Source organism: Rossellomorea sp. NS-SX7 (assembly GCF_052828565.1).
Genome location: NZ_CM128249.1, coordinates 688,631 through 708,241 on the forward strand (window position 1 = coordinate 688,631; position 19,611 = coordinate 708,241).

General features: G+C 44.6%; 20 protein-coding genes and 1 pseudogene. 16 read left to right on the forward strand and 5 right to left on the reverse strand.

The genetic code is table 11. From position 1 onward, the window contains the following. Nucleotides 1–27: 27 nt before the first annotated feature. The gene (locus tag ACUXV2_RS03335) at nt 28–1,473 is read left to right on the forward strand and encodes a DEAD/DEAH box helicase (RefSeq protein ID WP_446245649.1); all 1,446 of its coding nucleotides are present in this window, start codon (nt 28–30) and stop codon (nt 1,471–1,473) included. A gap of 29 nt (nt 1,474–1,502) precedes the next feature. Here the strand turns inward: ACUXV2_RS03335 and nei are convergent, their stop codons facing one another. Next, nucleotides 1,503–2,345, reverse strand: a complete 843-nt coding sequence (gene nei, locus ACUXV2_RS03340) for an endonuclease VIII (protein ID WP_446245650.1) — start codon at nt 2,343–2,345, stop codon at nt 1,503–1,505. Nucleotides 2,346–2,541: 196 nt separating this feature from the next. Between nei and ACUXV2_RS03345 the strand changes: the two genes are divergently transcribed. The 8 genes and pseudogenes from ACUXV2_RS03345 to ACUXV2_RS03380 all read left to right on the forward strand — a co-directional run bounded on the left by ACUXV2_RS03345 (nt 2,542) and on the right by ACUXV2_RS03380 (nt 10,011). Then, nucleotides 2,542–3,486 (forward strand): TRM11 family SAM-dependent methyltransferase, encoded by a 945-nt coding sequence (locus ACUXV2_RS03345; RefSeq protein WP_446245651.1) that lies wholly within the window; start codon nt 2,542–2,544, stop codon nt 3,484–3,486. A gap of 262 nt (nt 3,487–3,748) precedes the next feature. Continuing rightward, entirely contained in the window at nt 3,749–4,420 is a 672-nt protein-coding gene (locus ACUXV2_RS03350; protein WP_446245652.1) for a serine/threonine protein kinase, read from the forward strand. Nucleotides 4,421–4,614: 194 nt separating this feature from the next. Beyond that, nucleotides 4,615–6,120 carry an amidase family protein gene (locus ACUXV2_RS03355; RefSeq protein ID WP_446245653.1) on the forward strand — a complete coding sequence of 502 codons (1,506 nt, stop codon included), beginning with the start codon at nt 4,615–4,617 and terminating at the stop codon, nt 6,118–6,120. 74 nt (nt 6,121–6,194) lie between these two features. After that, nucleotides 6,195–7,385: a DUF4145 domain-containing protein gene (locus ACUXV2_RS03360; protein WP_446245654.1), complete on the forward strand. Its 1,191-nt coding sequence runs from the start codon at nt 6,195–6,197 to the stop codon at nt 7,383–7,385. Between the two features lie 190 nt (nt 7,386–7,575). Beyond that, nucleotides 7,576–8,601: a fatty acid desaturase gene (locus tag ACUXV2_RS03365; protein WP_446245655.1), complete on the forward strand. Its 1,026-nt coding sequence runs from the start codon at nt 7,576–7,578 to the stop codon at nt 8,599–8,601. Nucleotides 8,602–8,671: 70 nt separating this feature from the next. Further along, complete coding sequence (locus ACUXV2_RS03370; RefSeq protein WP_446245656.1) at nt 8,672–9,274, forward strand: hypothetical protein; 603 nt, start codon at nt 8,672–8,674, stop codon at nt 9,272–9,274. Next, nucleotides 9,186–9,452, forward strand: a pseudogene (locus ACUXV2_RS03375) (fatty acid desaturase); the annotation flags it as partial. The gene ACUXV2_RS03370 and the pseudogene ACUXV2_RS03375, both read left to right, overlap by 89 nt. 70 nt (nt 9,453–9,522) lie before the next feature. Further along, nucleotides 9,523–10,011 (forward strand): response regulator, encoded by a 489-nt coding sequence (locus ACUXV2_RS03380; protein WP_446245657.1) that lies wholly within the window; start codon nt 9,523–9,525, stop codon nt 10,009–10,011. Between the two features lie 51 nt (nt 10,012–10,062). Here the strand turns inward: ACUXV2_RS03380 and ACUXV2_RS03385 are convergent, their stop codons facing one another. Beyond that, complete coding sequence (locus ACUXV2_RS03385) at nt 10,063–10,569, reverse strand: ferritin-like domain-containing protein (RefSeq protein WP_446245658.1); 507 nt, start codon at nt 10,567–10,569, stop codon at nt 10,063–10,065. 273 nt (nt 10,570–10,842) lie between these two features. Here ACUXV2_RS03385 and ACUXV2_RS03390 point away from each other — a divergent pair, with 273 nt between their 5' ends. Next, nucleotides 10,843–11,715 carry an AraC family transcriptional regulator gene (locus tag ACUXV2_RS03390; protein ID WP_446245659.1) on the forward strand — a complete coding sequence of 291 codons (873 nt, stop codon included), beginning with the start codon at nt 10,843–10,845 and terminating at the stop codon, nt 11,713–11,715. A 39-nt stretch (nt 11,716–11,754) separates the two neighbouring features. Here ACUXV2_RS03390 and ACUXV2_RS03395 read toward each other — a convergent pair whose 3' ends face one another. Beyond that, nucleotides 11,755–12,243: a hypothetical protein gene (locus ACUXV2_RS03395; protein ID WP_446245660.1), complete on the reverse strand. Its 489-nt coding sequence runs from the start codon at nt 12,241–12,243 to the stop codon at nt 11,755–11,757. Between the two features lie 100 nt (nt 12,244–12,343). Here ACUXV2_RS03395 and ACUXV2_RS03400 point away from each other — a divergent pair, with 100 nt between their 5' ends. Further along, entirely contained in the window at nt 12,344–12,925 is a 582-nt protein-coding gene (locus tag ACUXV2_RS03400; RefSeq protein WP_446245661.1) for a vWA domain-containing protein, read from the forward strand. Nucleotides 12,926–13,054: 129 nt separating this feature from the next. After that, nucleotides 13,055–13,819 carry a MerR family transcriptional regulator gene (locus ACUXV2_RS03405; RefSeq protein WP_446245662.1) on the forward strand — a complete coding sequence of 255 codons (765 nt, stop codon included), beginning with the start codon at nt 13,055–13,057 and terminating at the stop codon, nt 13,817–13,819. Nucleotides 13,820–14,072: 253 nt separating this feature from the next. Here the strand turns inward: ACUXV2_RS03405 and ACUXV2_RS03410 are convergent, their stop codons facing one another. Then, nucleotides 14,073–15,056 (reverse strand): GHKL domain-containing protein, encoded by a 984-nt coding sequence (locus ACUXV2_RS03410; protein WP_446245663.1) that lies wholly within the window; start codon nt 15,054–15,056, stop codon nt 14,073–14,075. A 14-nt stretch (nt 15,057–15,070) separates the two neighbouring features. Continuing rightward, the gene (locus ACUXV2_RS03415) at nt 15,071–15,769 is read right to left on the reverse strand and encodes a LytR/AlgR family response regulator transcription factor (RefSeq protein WP_446245664.1); all 699 of its coding nucleotides are present in this window, start codon (nt 15,767–15,769) and stop codon (nt 15,071–15,073) included. Nucleotides 15,770–15,955: 186 nt separating this feature from the next. On the opposite strand from ACUXV2_RS03415, the gene ACUXV2_RS03420 reads away from it, so the two are divergent. The 4 genes from ACUXV2_RS03420 (at nt 15,956) to ACUXV2_RS03435 (ending at nt 19,463) form a co-directional block, all read left to right on the forward strand. Beyond that, nucleotides 15,956–16,708 carry an ABC transporter ATP-binding protein gene (locus ACUXV2_RS03420; RefSeq protein ID WP_446245665.1) on the forward strand — a complete coding sequence of 251 codons (753 nt, stop codon included), beginning with the start codon at nt 15,956–15,958 and terminating at the stop codon, nt 16,706–16,708. Beyond that, entirely contained in the window at nt 16,698–17,852 is a 1,155-nt protein-coding gene (locus ACUXV2_RS03425) for an ABC transporter permease (RefSeq protein WP_446245666.1), read from the forward strand. Before ACUXV2_RS03420 ends, ACUXV2_RS03425 begins: the two co-directional genes overlap by 11 nt. A gap of 57 nt (nt 17,853–17,909) precedes the next feature. Beyond that, complete coding sequence (locus tag ACUXV2_RS03430; RefSeq protein ID WP_446245667.1) at nt 17,910–18,113, forward strand: hypothetical protein; 204 nt, start codon at nt 17,910–17,912, stop codon at nt 18,111–18,113. 105 nt (nt 18,114–18,218) lie between these two features. Then, complete coding sequence (locus ACUXV2_RS03435; protein WP_446245668.1) at nt 18,219–19,463, forward strand: DUF418 domain-containing protein; 1,245 nt, start codon at nt 18,219–18,221, stop codon at nt 19,461–19,463. Nucleotides 19,464–19,611: the final 148 nt, after the last annotated feature.

The following is a 19,611-nucleotide window of genomic DNA, read 5'->3' on the forward strand; positions in this document are numbered from 1 at the left end:
TAATAAAAATTAAAATGAGGGTGTTATATGAATACGAAACGATTTGCCGATTTCGGACTTAGCGTGGAAATTACCAGGGCCTTAACGGAATTAGGGTATGAAACTCCGACTGAAGTGCAGTCAAAGGTACTGCCTGTGGCGTTGGAAAAGAAAGATCTTGTCGTGAAATCGCAAACCGGAAGCGGAAAGACGGCGTCATTCGGGATTCCGCTTTGTGAAATGGTGGAGTGGGAAGAGAACAAGCCACAGGCACTGGTTCTCACACCTACCCGCGAACTGGCGGTCCAGGTGAAAGAAGACATCACCAATATAGGAAGATTTAAGCGGATCAAAGCCGCTGCCGTATACGGGAAATCCCCTTTTCACCGTCAAAAGCTTGAATTGAACCAAAAAACGCACGTGGTCGCAGGTACACCCGGCCGTGTACTTGATCATATCGAAAAAGGGACATTTCCGCTGGACAAGCTGAACTATCTTGTCATCGATGAAGCGGACGAGATGCTCAACATGGGCTTTATCGAACAGGTTGAAGCGATCATTCAGGAACTCCCTGCCGATAGAGTTACATTGACATTCTCAGCCACGCTGCCGGAGGATGTCGAATCGCTCTGCCACAAATACATGAAAGACCCCGTGAACATCGAGGTGAAAGCCAAAGGCATCACCACTGATAAAATTGACCACTCTGTCATACAAGTGGAGGAGAAAGATAAGTTTTCACTGCTGACGGGTGTGACAACCGTTGAAAATCCGGATAGCTGCATCATTTTTTGCCGGACCAAAGAGAATGTGGATAAGGTCTGTGACGAGCTGTTTGATAAAGGATATCCTGTCGATAAGATTCATGGAGGAATGAATCAGGAAGCCCGTTTTGAGGTGATGGATGAATTTAAACGGGGAGAATTCCGTTACCTGGTCGCAACAGATGTGGCGGCAAGAGGGATTGATGTCGAGCGGATTTCACACGTTATCAATTATGATCTTCCACTTGAAAAAGAAAGCTACGTCCATCGAACCGGGAGAACCGGCAGGGCGGGGAACGCTGGAAAAGCGATCACGTTCATTACTCCTTATGAAGAAAAATTCCTGGAGGAGATTGAAGCGTATATTGGATTTACGATCGCGAAAGTTCAGGCGCCTTCAAAAGACGAGGTTGTGAGGGCGGCAAGTGCTTTTGAAGAAAAACTGAATCAAATGCCGGATATCAAATCGGATAAAAGCGAACGATTAAACAAAGAAATCATGAAGCTTTATTTCAATGGCGGGAAGAAAAAGAAGCTCAGGGCAGTAGACTTTGTCGGAACTATCGCCAAAATCGAAGGCGTGACCGCAGACGACATCGGCATCATCACCATCCAGGAAAACCTGACCTATGTCGATATCCTTAACGGAAAAGGTCCGCTCGTCCTCCAAGCCATGAAAATCACTACCGTTAAAGGGAAAAAACTAAAAGTCCACGAGGCAAGAAACTAAAGAAGCCCGTCCCGCGGCACGCTGACGCATTAACGCGCCAAGGGACGGGCTTTTGCATTTTGGCATTCAGGACAGTAGTAAAGTCTCCTGGAAGCAGCTTGTGTTTTTTCGATTTCGGTGCCGCATATAAAACATGATGTGCCTTCCCGGTTGAAAACCCAGTGACGATAGCTGGAGCGTTTGACTCCTTCAGCCTTCAATTTTTCTGCGAGCTTAAGATCATTTGTGATTCCTCCTGTCCGGTAAGATTGTTTCATCAATCGGATGATGGCTCCTGCAGCTTTTACAAGTTGTTCTTCACTGCAGTCAACAGGACGGAGCGAAGGATGGATACCTGCAGCAAATAGTATTTCAGATCTCAAATAATTCCCGATCCCTGCTGCAAAGCCTTGATCCAACAGAAGGATCGCCCACTTTCTTCTGAAAAACTTCTTATCTTTTATCCTCAGCAGCAGATCCCGAGCGGTAACCTTTTCACTCAAAATATCAGGGCCGACCTTCGCAATGAAAGGATGATCGCTGACCTCCTCGTCACGCAGCACTTCGATATCAGAAGCACTGTACAACAGTGCAGACTTCTTTTCATTATGTAACGCCAAGCGGAGCTGCCTGTTCGTTTTGGGGTAATTGTATACGTTTCTGACATACCATTTCCCATAAAGCTGATTATGAGAATAGATGGTGTAGCCATTATCGAAACGGATCAGCATAGCTTTCCCTTTGGTGTCGACCCTCGTCACAATAGCACCCTGCAAAATCTCCTCATAAGCCTGCAGTTCCGGAAAAGCAAAATAAACATCCGCCACCTGTTTGTGCTGAAGGGCACGTTCCACTTTATCGGCCGCCCTTCTGATTTCTGGACCTTCCGGCATGAATTCCCCTCCTTTTTAATATAGATGTTCCCTGATTAAACCCAATGTAATCCCTGAAGGCCCGTCCCTTGATTCAGTAACGCATTAACGCATCGAGGGACGGGCCTTTAAGACGATAAGACGGCAGTTTACACTAGTGGTACAATGGAGAAATAACAGCTTTCGAAGAAATAAACGATCACACGGAGATGAAACGATGAAAACAATAGCAATCGAACCAAGTTCGTATCTATATACTTTTACCTGGGAACCAAATGAGGAAGGCTTATGTGCATTGGAGAGGAGAGCTTTATTTGGTGTGGACTCCCAATCCGATATTCTTGAAAGCTCTTCTGAAATTGATCCAAGCAGAAGCCCGTTCATAAAAGAGAGGCTCGGCGTCGTCTGCGAGGGTGCCAGTTTAGAAGAACTAATAGAAGAAGTGAAAAAACTAGAGTCATTTGATGGCTTTAAAATCGTTTTTATACAAAATCCCGATCTCGAAAAAGTCGGCTTTAAAAAGCTGCGCAGCATCGAGAAGGAAGTCGGCCTTCATATGAAAGGCGAAGCGGAACTGGTCGACCCATCCATCTGGCTTGGCATCCTGAACACGGGTGAGAAATGGGTACTGGGGGAATACTCAAAAAACGAAGCGATCTGGTTAAAGCATCAGTGGAAGCCGAATAGTTACTCAACTGCCCTCGGCACACGCGTTGCAAGAGCAGTCGTGAACATTGCTGCCCCAAACCCGGAAGGCCTAAAGCTGATCGATCCATGCTGCGGCATCGGAACGGTACTTGTCGAGGCATTATCGATGGGAATCGATATCGTGGGGAGCGATCGTAACCCCCTGATTCTTTCAGGTGTAAGGGAGAACATCGCTCATTTCGGGCTCGAGGGCGAAGTGACATTGAGGGATATCCGCGAAGTGACCGGCCATTATGATGCAGCCATCATCGACCTTCCTTATAATCTATGTTCGGTGATCACAGTGGAGGAGCAGCTGGAAATGCTTCAAAGTGCAAGGGGCTTTGCTTCCAGGGTTGTCATCGTAACCGTCGAGGATGTCGATACGGTCATCAATGAAGCAGGCTTCACGATCACGGACCGGTGTGAGGTCACAAAAGGACGGTTTGTCCGTCAGGTTATCGTTTGCGAGTAGACCCCCTTGAAAAAGGGAGTACTGATAGAAATTACTAAAGGGTCCAAAGTTGAACTCCCTGAGTGATAAATGCTATATTGTTGCGAATAACATATATATGAATAGCTTTAGTTGTACGTTTGAGAAGATTGAATGAGGTGGCTGCACGTGCTTTATCCAACTCGAGTTGTCCAACCTCAGATAACACTTTAGTGCAAACCAAATAGTATGCGAAAGAGCTAATCATAAAACAGAGCATTTACTCAATCGAAGGGAGAATCACATGAATACTGATTGGGAAGCTGCAATCCATTCTCTCTCCCAGGTGACGGTTACTTCTAATCCCAACAATGAACCTGTCACCATCACGGGAGGGCATGATCGTCTTCGTTGTATCGGTGTGGGCACAGATGCAGCCGTTTTCCAGCATCTCGATGTCCCGCAATTTGCCTTTAAACTATATGCGGAAGAAAAAGCATCTAAAATAAAAATCGAAGAAAAAGTATACAGCATGATCGGGGATTCACCATACTTCTCCACATGCTATGCTGCCTATGATACATTCCTCGTCTTGAGTTATGAAGAAGGGATTACGCTTTTTGACTGCATCCTGCAAGGCGTCCACATACCGGAGCAGGTGGTGAAAGACGTTGAGGATGCACGGGAATATGTTCGGGAAAAGGGCTTGAATCCAAGGGACATTCACCTGAAAAATATCCTGATGAAAGAAGGCCGGGCCAAAATCATCGATGTCTCTGAATATGTGCTTCCCGGCAATGATTTTCGTTGGGAGCATTTAAAAAAGGGGTATGAGGACTATTACCATCTGATCGACGGGAAGGCAGTCCCGTTCTGGCTGGTCGAAACAGTCCGGAAATGGTATAACCAGTGGAATTCTTCATATGAGGAATTCATGAAAATTGTACTGAAATTTACTTCGTTCAGGAAAGAATGAAACATATATCAAGGCGCTTCACTGTTTTACAGTGGGGCGTCTTTTTCGTCATGCGGGACGGCGCGGGGAAATCCCAAAAATGATTGACGTTATAGCAACAGGTCAATCTTGCAGCATAATGATTTTTGGTAAATAGAGGATATGAACGTGGAATGGAGAAAGATTTAGGTATATAGAATCAGGGAGGGATTCGGTTGAATGGTTTTGATTATAAGCAATATGACGGGTTAGGTCTTGCAGAATTAGTGAAACAAAAAGAGGTTCATCCAAAGGAGCTGGTGGAGGAGGCGATAAACGCCGTTGAGTCACTCAACCCGGCATTGAATGCCGTTATCCATAAAATGTACGAACAGGCGAAAGATGCTGCCGCAACGGAGCTAAAGGGGACATTTGCCGGTGTACCGATGTTGTTGAAGGACATCACTCAGGAAATCAAAGGCGAGCCGATTACTGCCGGATCAAGAGCGTTTCAAAACTATCGCGCCAAAACGGATTCGGAATATGTGAAAAAATTGAGGAATGCTGGAGTGATTTTTCTCGGGCAGACCAATGTACCCGAGTTTGCCCTGGTGGCTGTCACCGAACCTGTTCACTACGGGGCAACAAAAAATCCATGGAACCACTTGCATACGCCAGGCGGTTCAAGTGGAGGATCTGCTGCTGCGGTGGCTTCAGGGATGGTCCCGATTGCAGGGGCCAATGATGGCGGGGGTTCCATTCGCATTCCTGCGGCGTATTGTGGTCTGTTTGGATTGAAGCCTACAAGGGGGAGGACGCCGGTCGGTCCTAGCTACGGAAGGTTTTGGCAGGGGGCGTCGGTTGAACATGTGTTGACTCGGTCGGTGCGGGACAGCGCAGCCATGCTTGAAGAATTAAAGACCTATGAAAAAGCTGCAGCTTACCACGCCCCTCCATATGAGGGGAGTTATGTACAGGCAGCAAAAACGCCCTTGAACAAAAAAATGAGAATCGCCTTCTCAACAACATCGCCGATCGGGACGAAAGTGGATCCGGAGTGTAAAGCTGCTGTCCTGAATACAGCAAAATGGTTAGAGGAGATGGGTCATGAAGTAGAAGAGATAGAGGCACCGGTGGACGGTCTGAAAATAGCAAAAAGTTACTTGACCATGTATTTCGGAGAGACGGCTGCTATGTTAGCTTCTCTCGAGGCTGTCCTTGGACGAAAAGCGTCTCCTGCCGATGTTGAGCCCACGACATGGCTCTTGGGGCTGCTAGGGAAAGCGACCTCTGCCGAAGAATTTGTCCTCGGCATCCGGGAATGGGACAAAGCGGCCTATCAGATGGAAATATTCCATGAAACCTATGATTATTATCTAACTCCAACAACTGCATTCCCCCCGGCAAAAATAGGGGATCTGGAACCAAGCTCCACCGAAAAGTTCATGATCAGCACCATCGGTAAATTGGGGCTAGGAGGGCTTTTAAAAAAGGTTGGAATCGTGGACGGCCTCGCTGAGAAGAACTTGATGCGCACACCGTTCACCCAGCTTGCCAATTTGACAGGACAGCCGGCCATGTCAATCCCGGTGCATCAAACGCCAGACGGCCTTCCCGTGGGCGTCCAAGTGACTGCCGCAAAAGGGCGTGAAGATTTGCTGTTGCAATTGGCGGGGGAGCTGGAGCGGACGGAACATTGGAAGGAAATCATTCCATGTTCTGCTGGAACTAAACGAAAATAATCCTCAAGCCCCCATTATTTCTGATAAACTAGTAATGTATTTTCTGGAAAAAATAGTAGTCAGGAGAGATGATGGTGGCGTCTTTATTTGAATTTGTAAAGGATTTTTCAATAGAATTAGCGGACCTTGCCTCACGCATTGAGGAGAAGATGTTTGATGAGCCTCAGGCTGCGTTGATGCAGGCCCGTTTATATAATGAAGAGATTGTGAAATTTATCAGTGAAGCAGAAGAGATCGAAACGGGTTACGGGCTGAAGCACTCAGAGCGCATACATAGATTATTTCGTGAGAATGCGATTGATGAAGAACTTTACATGAAGTTTGAGTGGATTCGAAAGAAAGGGAATAAAGCGGTGCATGAAGTGACGAAAGCAAATGTGACGGACATGCTCCAAGCCCATCGCTTTTTATATGATATCAGTGTTTGGTACATGCAGGTCTATGTGTCTCATACGTTTAAGGAACCCCTCTATAAAGTTCCGGTCCCTTCTCGTTCGAAAGCAGTGAATGTCGAGGAGTTGGAGGAGTTCATCAAACCTTATGTAGACCAGAAACTCGACAGCATGTGGTCAGAAATTCAACGACAGCTTGAAGAAGCAAGAGCCGAAAAGGAAGCAGATTCGATTGTCCCTGTTCAAAAAAAGAAACCAGTCCTACTGCTGCGCTTTGGAAGTGATACTCTTTCCATCCCTGAAGAGATTGTCAATACACCGGTCAATGAGCTTCCGATAACCGGATGCAAGTATCTGCTATCGGAATTGTCAAGAGTTGGAATGGATTCCCTGGAAAAACTTCCAGCTTCCCTCGACACTTTGCATATGAATTTGATCGGCATTGGTACACATTCAATGGAAAAGTTCTGGGAGCAGCTTATTCAAATGACTGGCACCGAACTTGTCCTTGTTGAGAAAAAGGCGGTCAATACGATTCAAATAAACAATGACGTGCATAGTGCTTTTACTGATGCGGGATTTGTATTAGTGAATAAAACAAAAAAAGCTGCAGAGTTTGAGCATAAGGTGAATAATGAAATTGTTTATCTGCTTCCAAATAAGCAAACGACGGTCGTACTGCATCCGGAAACGGCTGCCAGTCATTTTGACCTTCCTGAAAAACCAAGCTACAGTACTGCACTGAAACGCTTTCCTAAGAACCAGGAAAACAGGAAAACCCCAATCAGCTATGGTTATTCATTTAAGTTTGATGAAGCAGCAGATTTACGTGAATTATTGATGAATATCAGGAATCTCAAACAAATTAAATAAAATACAAATGTATTCGCTTGATTCCGGGCACGCTAAAGCAAGATTATAACCGGAATCAGGCGTTTTTTTATGAATTTCCTATCAAAATATGACACTTGTCATATCCAAGCTATGACACCTACTACTAAAAATATGTTTCTTCTTCCTATATAGTTGTTCTTACAACCCAACGAAAAGGGGATCTGGACAAATGACAAACCTTAAAACACTAAAAAAACAAGTAGCACCCTTTGAAAAAGGGACAACAAAAGAAAGTATTTGGCAGCTGATTAACACGGTGATTCCGTTTATTATCTTATGGGTTCTTGCCTATCAAAGTCTTTCCGTTTCTTATTGGTTAGCGCTGGTGCCTATGGTGATTGCGGCGGGATTCTTGACAAGGATCTTCATCATCTTCCATGATTGCACACACTATAACTTCTTCAAAAGCCGACGTACGAACCGGATTGTGGGGACTGCACTGGGTGTCATCACCGTGTTCCCGTTCGATCAATGGGGGCATGACCATACTGTTCACCATGCAACAAGCGGTAACTTGGATAAACGCGGGACCGGGGATATCTGGACGCTGACGGTAGATGAATATAAAGCTGCGCCTCTTAAATTGCGCCTTGCTTATCGTTTCTACCGTAACCCGATCGTCATGTTTGTATTAGGGCCGATATGGGTTTTCCTTATTAAAAATAGGTTTAACCGCAAAGGTGCAAGAAAGAAAGAACGTATGAATACGTATCTTGTAAATATTCTGATCGCTGCTGTCACTGTTCTTCTCTGTGTGACAGTAGGATGGCAGCAGTTCCTGATCGTACAGGGATCCATCTTCATGATCTCAGGTGCAGCCGGCATCTGGCTGTTCTACGTTCAGCATACATTTGAAGACTCTTATTTTGAAGAAGACAAAGAGTGGGAATATGTATTAGCCGCGGTAGAAGGGAGCTCTTACTATAAGCTTCCGAAATTGCTTCAATTCCTGACTGGAAACATCGGCTATCACCATATTCACCATCTAAGTCCGAGAGTGCCGAACTACAGACTTGAAGAGACTCACAACAGCATTCCTGAACTGCAGCATGTACCTACGATCACACTAGCTACAAGTTTGACATCCCTTCGTTTCCGCCTTTGGGACGAAGATCGAAAGAACTTTGTAAGTTTTAAAGACGTCAAGTCTTTAACGAAAACAAAGATCTCGACTGAAGCGAAGCCTGAACTATAAGATTACAATGACTCTCCTTCTCTAAAGGGGAGTCATCTTTGTAAACGCCGGGAATGAAGGAGAGACTTACATGATTCGAATTGTCATTGCAGAGGATCAAGAGTTGCTGCTGGGAGCGATTGCATCCCTTCTCGATTTAGAAGAGGATATGGAAGTAGTGGGTCTTGCGAAGAGAGAGAGAGAGAGAGAGAGAGAGAGAGAGAGAGAGAGAGAGAGAGAGAGAGAGAGAGAGAGAGAGAGAGAGAGAGAGAGAGAGAGAGAGAGAGAGAGAGAGAGAGAGAGAGAGAGAGAGAGAGAGAGAGAGAGAGAGAGAGAGAGAGAGAGAGAGAGAGAGAGAGAGAGAGAGAGAGAGAGAGAGAGAGAGAGAGAGAGAGAGAGAGAGAGAGAGAGAGAGAGAGAGAGAGAGAGAGAGAGAGAGAGAGAGAGAGAGAGAGAGAGAGAGAGAGAGAGAGAGAGAGAGAGAGAGAGAGAGAGAGAGAGAGAGAGAGAGAGAGAGAGAGAGAGAGAGAGAGAGAGAGAGAGAGAGAGAGAGAGAGAGAGAGAGAGAGAGAGAGAGAGAGAGAGAGAGAGAGAGAGAGATCTTTCTTCCGAAATTGCTTCAATTCCTGACTGGAAACATCGGCTATCACCATATTCACCATCTAAGTCCGAGAGTGCCGAACTACAGACTTGAAGAGACTCACAACAGCATTCCTGAACTGCAGCATGTACCTACGATCACACTAGCTACAAGTTTGACATCCCTTCGTTTCCGCCTTTGGGACGAAGATCGAAAGAACTTTGTAAGTTTTAAAGACGTCAAGTCTTTAACGAAAACAAAGATCTCGACTGAAGCGAAGCCTGAACTATAAGATTACAATGACTCTCCTTCTCTAAAGGGGAGTCATCTTTGTAAACGCCGGGAATGAAGGAGAGACTTACATGATTCGAATTGTCATTGCAGAGGATCAAGAGTTGCTGCTGGGAGCGATTGCATCCCTTCTCGATTTAGAAGAGGATATGGAAGTAGTGGGTCTTGCGAAGAATGGGGAAGAGGCTGTCTGGCTTGTGAATCAAATGAATCCCGATGTCTGTATCATGGACATGGAAATGCCAAAGAAGACCGGTATTGAAGCAGCGGAGGAATTGAAACACCTTGAATGCAAAGTGATCATCTTAACCACCTTCGCAAGGAACGGGTGTTATAAGCGTGTCATCGACGCGGGTATCAGGGGATACCTGTTGAAGGACAGTCCGGGTGAAGAGCTTGCCGGCTCGATTAGAAGCATCATGAATGGAATCAAAATCTATACCCCTGAACTGATGGATCAAGAGGATATTCCGGATACACAGGCTCCATTGACAGCAATGAAATCAGTCAAAACCTACTTCTCAACCCTAAAAGATAAAATGAAATTGCCAGCCGGATAAATAAAAGGCCCGTCCCGCACTGCTTTAACGCATTGCTGGACGGGCCATTTTTTATTTCGCCCTCCTGGCAAGACCTCTTTCGAATGCAGCAAGGTGATTCACTGACGCATTGCGCAGGTTCGTAAACACCAATCTGACATCAGCGGGCAGGTCATAGGTTAAAAACCTGTCATACATGGCGATATTTTCAATTTCTCCCTGAACGCCTTGGGCAAATGCTGCTTTTACCGAAGCCGGGGTTTGAATGAAAGACTGTGATACATCCGGAGGCAAAGGGATTCCGTACATGTTAAATAGTTGTACCAGTGCAGAAATATGCCTTAGCTCCGCTTCTTTAATTCGTTCGAATGTACGGATCGATCCGAATGTTCCAAGAATTGCATTGTATCTCGATTGAGCCAAATATTCATCTTGCATGGCATAAGTAAGCATTTCAGGCAAGGTGAGGGTAGGAGCGTTCAGGGCGCCCTTTGCCCCGTGATTTTCTGCCCCTTGCCTATTCCAATAAGAAAAGGAACTTGCGGAAATAGGTCCAAACTGGTAAGGGAATCTATCCATAAACAAACATCCTCCTGCTATTTCTCTTGTCACCTTATCGTATGTAAATGGTAGTCTGTAAAGTGCATATATCATCAGTATTCCATTCTAAAAAATTCCTTCCGTTGCAGGCGTTGAATGTTGCATTCATAATAGTATAAGAATTATACTGTCAGGAACATGATCGATGGATTAAGGAAATCAGGTCACGTTAAGCCTGCAAAAACCGGCAGGAACTGTCGGATACACCTATAAAATTCCTGCTATTCTATGAGTGTAAAGGAGGTCATTCACTTGGATTCACTTCAGAAAATGAATGAGGCTTTAACCTATGTTGAAGCGAATTTGTCGGATGAAATTGACTTGAAGGAAGTCGCTAAGCGTGCGGTTTGTTCCGAATACCACTTTCAGCGGATGTTTTCTTATTTGTCCGGCATCAGCCTGTCGGAATACATCAGGCGGAGAAGATTGACTCTGGCTGCTCAAGAGCTGAGAGATCATAATGTAAAAGTGATCGATGCTGCGGTTGCATTCGGATACCGTTCACCTGACTCATTTACGAGGGCCTTCAAAGAATTTCATGGGTGTACCCCGACAGAAGCAAGGGAAAACGGCAGTTCCCTTAAAGCCTTTCCAAAAGTGACCTTCCAATTAACCATAGATGGAGGGAAAGAAATGAATTATCGTATTGTAGAAAAGGAAGCCTTTCGCATTGCTGGAATAAAGAAAAGGGTTCCGATCATATTCAACGGGGTCAACCCGGAGATTGCTTCCATGTGGAAAAGTTTGAATGAGGGGATGATCAACGAGATGAAGAGCCTTTCTGATATTGAACCTTCCGGATTGATCAGTGCCTCGGTCAACTTCTCGGAAGGGAGGATGGAGGAAAAAGGGGAACTCGATCATTACATCGGTGCAGCCACCACAAAAGAATGTCCGGGACACTTTGAAAAGCTGGAGGTGCCGTCATTGACTTGGGCAGTATTTGAAGCCGTTGGACCATTCCCGGATACGCTTCAAAATGTGTGGGGACGCATCTACTCTGAGTGGTTTCCGTCTTCGAATTATGAACAGGCGGTGGGCCCTGAGATCCTCTGGAATGAGCATAAGGATGTCAGTTCACCTGATTTTAAAAGTAAGATCTGGATACCGATCCGGAAAAAATGATGGATGAAAAGAGAGCAGGATTCGACCCTGCTCTTTTTTCTATGCATTCAATGGCTTCAATTCATAATAATGGAGGATCTCGTTTACAGTGTGGAGGTCGTGAATCTTTTTATTCAGGCAAAATTGGATGATCAAATCAAATGTCTCACTCTCGGACAGGGAATATCCTGCTGTACTTAACAGATCTTCTGTGTTGTCCCTGTCTAGCTCAAGGGCGAGGGCAAGGGAGATCAGGGTGGATTTCTTAGGGTGATAGTCAGGATTTGAGCGGATCTTTGAGAAATGCCTGCGGTCCAATCCCGCCTTCTTATAAACCGTAGAATCGCTGACCCCTTTTTCATCAATGAATTGGAATAGTACCTGATTAAGCGTCGGCTTACGGTTGATGGTGATAAAATCCTCCAATTCATTGGGAACAAGCTCTTCCTTATAGATATTCTGTGGAGCTTCGAGGCAAAAGTCAATGCTGTTATGAAGATGAAGAGAAATGTATACTTCGATTTCATTTATCAATTCTTTTTGGAGCAAAGGAAAAGACCCCCTTTTGAAAATGTCGCTTTCCAGGCGACCAAATATTGGATGAATTTCATTATGATTATAGCATGAACCAACAGGGAGGAAGATGAAGATGAATAAGAATTTGACTGAAATTATTTTCTTGCTGGACAGAAGCGGGTCCATGGGGGGACTGGAAAGCGATACAATAGGGGGTTTCAATGCATTTATCGACAGGCAGTGCGGGAATGGGGATACGCGCCTTACAGCCGTACTTTTCGATGACCAGACAGAGATCCTTTGGAACGGTATCGATGCCAATCATGCCAGATTGACAGATGAGGAGTACTTTGTAAGAGGATGCACGGCATTGCTTGATGCCGTTGGTAAAACGATTTCGGAAGCAGGGAGAAGGCTGTCCCAGACGAATGACGGCGTGAAGCCCGGCAAGGTGATCTTTGTCATAACGACTGATGGAATGGAAAACGCCAGCCGGGAGTATACCTATGAGAAAGTAAAAGGGATGATCCAACATCAGAAGGAGAAATACAGCTGGGAATTCATCTTCATGGGTGCTAACATAGATGCAGCAGAAGAAGCGGAATCACTCGGTATTCATAAACAAGATGCATTCTCATTTGAGGCTTCCAATGAAGGTGTCGTGAAGATGTATGACATGGTTTGCGATGCGGTGTCAGAGAAAAGGATAGACTAAGGTGAGAAACGATTTGGAGAACCACTTGTACTGCAATGTAGATGAAGGAATTTGTGAATTTTTTAAAAATACCCCTTTACCTTCACGCGGCGTCAAGGTGTACAGTTATATTGTCAGGAGGTGAGATCATTGGAATATACCGTGAATAAGCTCGGAAAATTAGCGGGAGTCAGCACCAGGACCCTTCGGTATTACGATGAAATCGGGATCCTGAAGCCGGCCAGGATCAATTCATCCGGATACCGGATTTACGGGGAAGAGGAAGTCGATAAGCTGCAGCAAATCCTCTTTTACAAGGAACTTGGCGTTGAACTTCAACAAATAAAGGATATTCTTGAGGATCCCACTTTTGACGTATCAAGCGCATTGGCTGAACACCGCGATCAATTACTGTCAAAGAGAAAACAGCTCGATCTTCTGATAGCCAATGTCGATAAAACCATTGCCGTAAAGGAAGGGAGAACGACGATGTCTGATAAAGAAAAGTTTGAAGGGTTCAAGAAAGACATGATCGATGAAAATGAACGTAAATATGGAAAAGAAATAAGAGAGAAGTATGGCGGCGATACCGTTGACCAATCGAACGCCAAACTTCAAAATATGTCTCAGGCAGAGTATGAGAAAGCGAACAAACTCGCCGACGATATTCATAAAACGTTGGCAGAAGCCATCAAAACCGGGGATCCAGCAAGTGATGCTGCCCAGAAAGCAGCAGATCTGCACAAACAATGGATTTCCTTGTACTGGCCGCAATATAGCAAGGAAGCACACGCCGGCCTTGGAGATATGTATGTAGCGGATGAACGCTTCAAAGCCTACTATGATAAAGATCAGAACGGAGTGGCAGCATTCCTGAGAGACGCGATCTATATTTACACAGGCATGAAGAAATAGAGAAATAAGGGGGAAGTGCAAGGGCTCCTTGTAGTGCCCCTTTCAAATTAAAAGTCTGGGTTCCTATACCGATAAAATAATCGACCACATAGACAATAGAACTGAAGCTCTGAACAAAAGAGTCTATAAAATCGAAACAGATATTGAACGATTAAGCAGACAGTAAAGAACGCACTGCCGCATAACTTACTGTCTGCTATTTTTGTGAAATAAAATTCCTGCTGCATCCGGAAGATAAACTTCCACTATCCATTTAATGAATCGAAGGAAACTTGATTTTCACCATGAACGACTCATCCTTATGGATAAAATCCAAATAGCCTCCATGTTTCTTCACAACATCATCTATAATCATCGTCCCGAGCCCTTCATGATTCCCTGTTTTCGTCGTATGCCCCTGACTCACATAAAGTTTATCTAGGATGTGAGGCGGAATCACCAATGAGTCATTTTTACAGATCAATATGTACAATCCGCTTCTCTTATAGAATTGTAATGAGAGCCCTGCCTGCTTCCCTTTACTTTGCTGATACTCTTCACAGCCATCCAGGCTGTTTGACAAGAGATTTCCGAGAAGGCTAACGATATCCTTGTCTGATAACGGGAGAGTGGAAATAGGCGTATCAAGATCATAGATTATATCGATTCCCAACTTCCTTCCTTTTTTGTACATGGTATGAAGAATGCCGGCGACGCTGCCTTTTTCTCCTTTTATGGACAGGTTCGTTTCTTCATATCCGTCCACCAAATCATCCAGATATGTTTTTGCTTCTTTTACCTCGGAATGTTCCAGCATGAAATGAAGAGCTGAGATATGTTTGAGGAAGTCATGCCGTTCACTGCGGACCATCCTGAAGGTTTCATTCAGCTTTTTTTGTTCTTCTTCGAACTGCTTGACGGACTGAGTCAACCCGGAAATCTTTTTGGATCCAGCTAATCTAATAACTTCAAATCCTATAAAAATTGTAAAAAGGGCACCGTATATGGGTGCGGGTTCCGTCCCAAGATAAACAGCTGCGATGACACACTGCCAAATGAAAATACTGTAGTTCCACCGAGCACCCAGCCCCGATAGTGATACCCGGATGTTTCGATAAAGAAGAAATGTGACGGACAAGATAACGAGAATACTAATCAAATAATGAAGCTCGACCTGAAATCCCCTAACGAAAAAATGTAAATGAATAAAGCTGAATATGGCGAAATAAGTCCAATACCAAAGATTCTGATGCTTCAACGCTCTACCACCTTTTAAAAGTAATGTTGTTGCAGGTAGTCGACCTTTTCCTTTGTGATCATTGCTTGTGTCTCCATGCCTTCAAACCTGATGATGTACGAGTTCTTGGTATAGAGTGAAAAGTTCTTTACATAGTGGATATTGATGATGAATGAACGGTGAGAGCGGATGAAATCACGTTCCCTCAGCTCGCCTTCGAGTTCATTGAGTGTTAAGTATGTCTTGATTTCCCCGTCTTTTGTATGTATGGTGGTCGACCTTCCAGACCGTTCGATAAAGACGATATCTTTTTTCTGTACGATGTGGATGTCGTTTTTCTGTTTAAGATATAACCTTCCCTTCATTTCGGCTGATTTCGTTTTCTCTTTCAGCCGTTCAATCGAACCGATCAGCCGATCCTTCCCATAAGGCTTCATAATATAATCGTGAACATTCAGCTCGAACGCATGGACCGCGTACCCGCTGTTGGCGGTTACGAAGATAACGGAAATATTCAATGCATGGGAATGGATGATATCAGCCAGTTCATAACCGGAAAGATTCGGCATCTCGATGTCCGCGATCAACACGTCCACCGTTTCCCTTTTGATCTGTTCATAGGCTTCTTCCGCGGATGTCGTCGAAAAAATAATTTCAACTCCTGGCATCCCTGACACGATTCCATTCAATTTATCCAAATCAATCAGCCGGTCATCAACCAATCCAATCTTCATTTCATTCAGCCTTTCATGTACATAAAGATAAAATATTCCAATTAAGGATACATTTATCTTACCACGTTTTCAGCCGGATTTGACCTTTTCGCGACATGAAATGGAATATTCACGACAAAAGGGCAGATTCCTCCACAGATTGTTTGTAAGATAATGACAAGAATACAAAAACACGAGGTGGATGGAATGATTGAAATTCAAGAAGTGACAAAGCAGTTTAAAGATAAAAAGAATTATGTAACTGCACTGAAACACGTATCTTTTTCAGTGAAGGAAGGGGAGGTCGTCGGCCTGCTCGGGGAAAATGGCGCCGGGAAAACAACGCTGCTCCGAACGATTGCCACTCTCCTGACTCCGACTGAAGGAACGGTGACGGTTTCTGGATATGACACTGTCAAGAGCCCGAACGAGATCAAAAAGCAGATCGGTGTTTTATTTGGCGGTGAAACCGGTCTGTATGAACGGTTGACAGCACGTGAGAATCTGGAATACTTCGCAAGCTTATACGGGATGGGAAAACACGATACGAAGGTCAGGATCGATGAACTCGCTCGAATGCTCGGGATGAGGGACTATCTTGACCGGAAAGTGGGGGGCTTCTCAAAAGGGATGAGACAAAAAGTCGCCATCTCGAGGACGCTGATTCATAATCCGGATATCATCCTGTTCGATGAACCCACCACAGGGCTTGATATCACCTCTTCCAATGTATTCAGGCAGCTTGTTCATCAGCTGAAGAGGGAAGGGAGGACGATCATCTTCTCGAGTCACATCATGGAGGAAGTAGCGATGCTTTGCAGCAAGGTGGCGATGATTCATAAAGGGGAGCTCATCTATGATGGGGATATCGAAGAGCTCTATAAAAATGAAAAAAGCCGGGATTTGAATTATATCTTTATGAGTAAGCTTGTCAGGGGGAATGAGCACTATGCTTCGTAGAATCTATTTGAAAGAAATGAAAGACAGTTTCCGGGACAGGAGGACATTATTCCTGATCGTTCTCCTTCCGATTCTGATGATGAGCGGATTGACTTTTTTCTATGAAAATATGCTGAACGATGATAACGGTGAAACGTATACGCTGGCGGTCAATCAGGATGCCGACGAAGAAGTCCTTGCAAGACTCGCATCTTATGAAAGTGTAGAAATCGATAAAACGTCCGATCCCGCAAAGATGGTCAGTGACGGGGATGCCGTTGCTGCTATGATTGTAAGCCCGGATTTCATGGTGAGAGTGAATGGAGGCGAAAAGGCGGATGTTACTTTAATGGGAGACTCATTCAGTCAAAAGTCCTCAAGCTTACTCACCATCGTTACAAATGAGCTGACATCTCTTGAAAAGGAAGTCACTGCACAGCGGTTGGAAGCAGAGGGAACCGACATCTCCCTTATTCAGCCTTTTACCATCAATCAGGAAGAACTATCTGAAGATATCAGTGTGAACATGCTGGCATTACTTGTTCCGTTGATTCTGTCGATCGCCATTGGTATAGGGGCAAGTCCTTCTGCAGTGGAGTTTTTTGCAGGGGAAAAAGAGAAGAAGACGATGGAAGCCTTATTGATGACACCCGTCAATCGGTCGACCCTCGTGATGGCGAAGTGGCTGGCCATCTCAAGCTTGAGCACACTCATGGGCTTCATCACTTTACTGGTCATGATGGTAGAAATCACTTTATTCACAGAGAAATTGAAGAGCGCGATTTCATTCGGGGAGAATCTTTACTTGATTGCAGGTCTTTCTTTAATCGTCATCCTTGTTTATGCGGTCTTCAATTCTTCTCTTTTAATGATTACCAGCATCATGGGGAAAACCGTAAAAGAAGCACAAAGCTACTATACGCCGATTTCAATGCTGGCTATCTTTCCCGGTATGATCATCAGCAGCCTGGGAGTGAACGAACTAGAAATCCATCACTTTGCCATCCCGATTTTGAATCTATTCAGCCAGATGAAAGAGCTGCTGTTTGGAATTGTCGATTATCAGCATCTGGCGATCACGATTTCCAGCAACTTGATTGTAATGCTAGTGATCTTTGTCATCGGGCGGATTCTGTTTATGAAGGATAAGTGGGTCTTAAATTAAGGGTAGATCGGGGAGTGGTATCGCGGTTCACCTTATGGTCGGGAAAGGAAGGTCAGTATGAAAACAGGGACGAAAATAGCTCTTTTTACGGCACTATTCGTATTAGTCGGTTTTCCGATTATCTTCATCGTCATTTCCGTGTCGACTGGTGACTGGAAGTATCTATTATACAGTCTGCCTGGTTCGTTTACGGCAGGATTTACCGGTCTTATTTTGACTCTAAAGGAAATCAGGAAAGAGCGTGATAGTGCAGAGAGATAACTTTCGCTCTAAAAAACTTCTACTCTTTCCCTCTCCTTTTGTTATATAATCTTATAGAATTGAACTGTAAAATATATACAAAATCAACTGAAGAGGAGAAACTAAATGAAGTCGTCACCGGTATTAGGGAAAGAACGGATGATTACGCTCGATATCATCCGCGGTTTTGCATTATTTGGGATATTCCTGGTGAATATGCCGACGTTCCATTCACCCGATTTCATGAAATCGATGTATGGAATTCCTTTCGATTACAGTGGAGTCGACCATTGGATCGATGTGTTTTTTGCTTTGTTTGTCGACATGAAATTTTTCACGATCTTTTCTTTTCTGTTCGGGCTCGGATTTTATATTTTCATGACCAGAGCCGAGGAGAAGGGCCTCCGTATGAACAGGCTGTACCTGAGAAGGATCTTCGCCTTGTTGCTTTTCGGAGTGGCGCATCTGATTCTGCTTTGGTTCGGGGATATCCTTCATACGTATGCCGTCGCAGGTTTACTGCTTCTTTTCTTCTATAAAAGAAAGATCAAGACGATGATCATCTGGGCGTTCAGTCTCTTGTTTGTCATCAATGCATTATTCAGCCTGATGCTCCTGATTCCGGCAAGTTTTCTTGAAGAAACGGAATCAGCATCGGCCGCAAGCATGCTGTACGGCAGTATGGAAGATTATTTGCATGTGTATGAACATGGCAATTACATCGAGTGGGTATCCTACCGGCTTGGAACAGAAGTGCCTGCCATGCTGGCAAATCTGATTCCTGCCATGTTCCCGGTGCTCGCGATGTTCCTGTTCGGATTGGCAGCTGGAAAAGCCGGCATTTTCCGTGACGTGGAAAAGCATGTCTCGTTCATTAAGAAAGTCCGCACCCTTTCCCTCGTGATCAGTATTCCTTTGGTTGTCGTTCTGGCCATGTACATGACGAAGGTATGGAATCTAGGGGTGAAACAGGAATTTGTCGTACAGGTGTTCACAAGCTTGAGCGGGTTGACTCTATGCTTCTTTTACATTTCATCCCTCACGCTTTTGTTGAGAAAAGAGAAGTGGCAGCATACGCTTCGTCCACTTGGATACACTGGTCAGATGGCGCTGACCAATTATCTCATGCAGACGATTCTGTCAGTTGGACTATTTGTAGGGTTGGGTTTTTATGGAGATGTAAGCCTATGGCTTGGAACGGTGATTTGTCTTGTCATCTTCTCTCTCCAAATGGTTTTCAGCACATGGTGGCTGAAGAAATTCAGGTTCGGTCCATTCGAGTGGCTGTGGAGATCTTTCACGTACCTTCGATTCCAGCCGATGGCGAAACAAGATGAATCGGTAGATAATGGGAAAGAAAGAGCCGTTTAAACGGTGTACTGCAGGGAGTCGCTGATTATTTAAATGATTTCCTATCGTCCAAAACGAATTTCCGTAAAATAAAGTTTGCTATTTCATTCAATACCTGTTAGTCTAAGGGAGAATTATTTTTGTTCGGTCTGTAAGGAATGAAAGTATT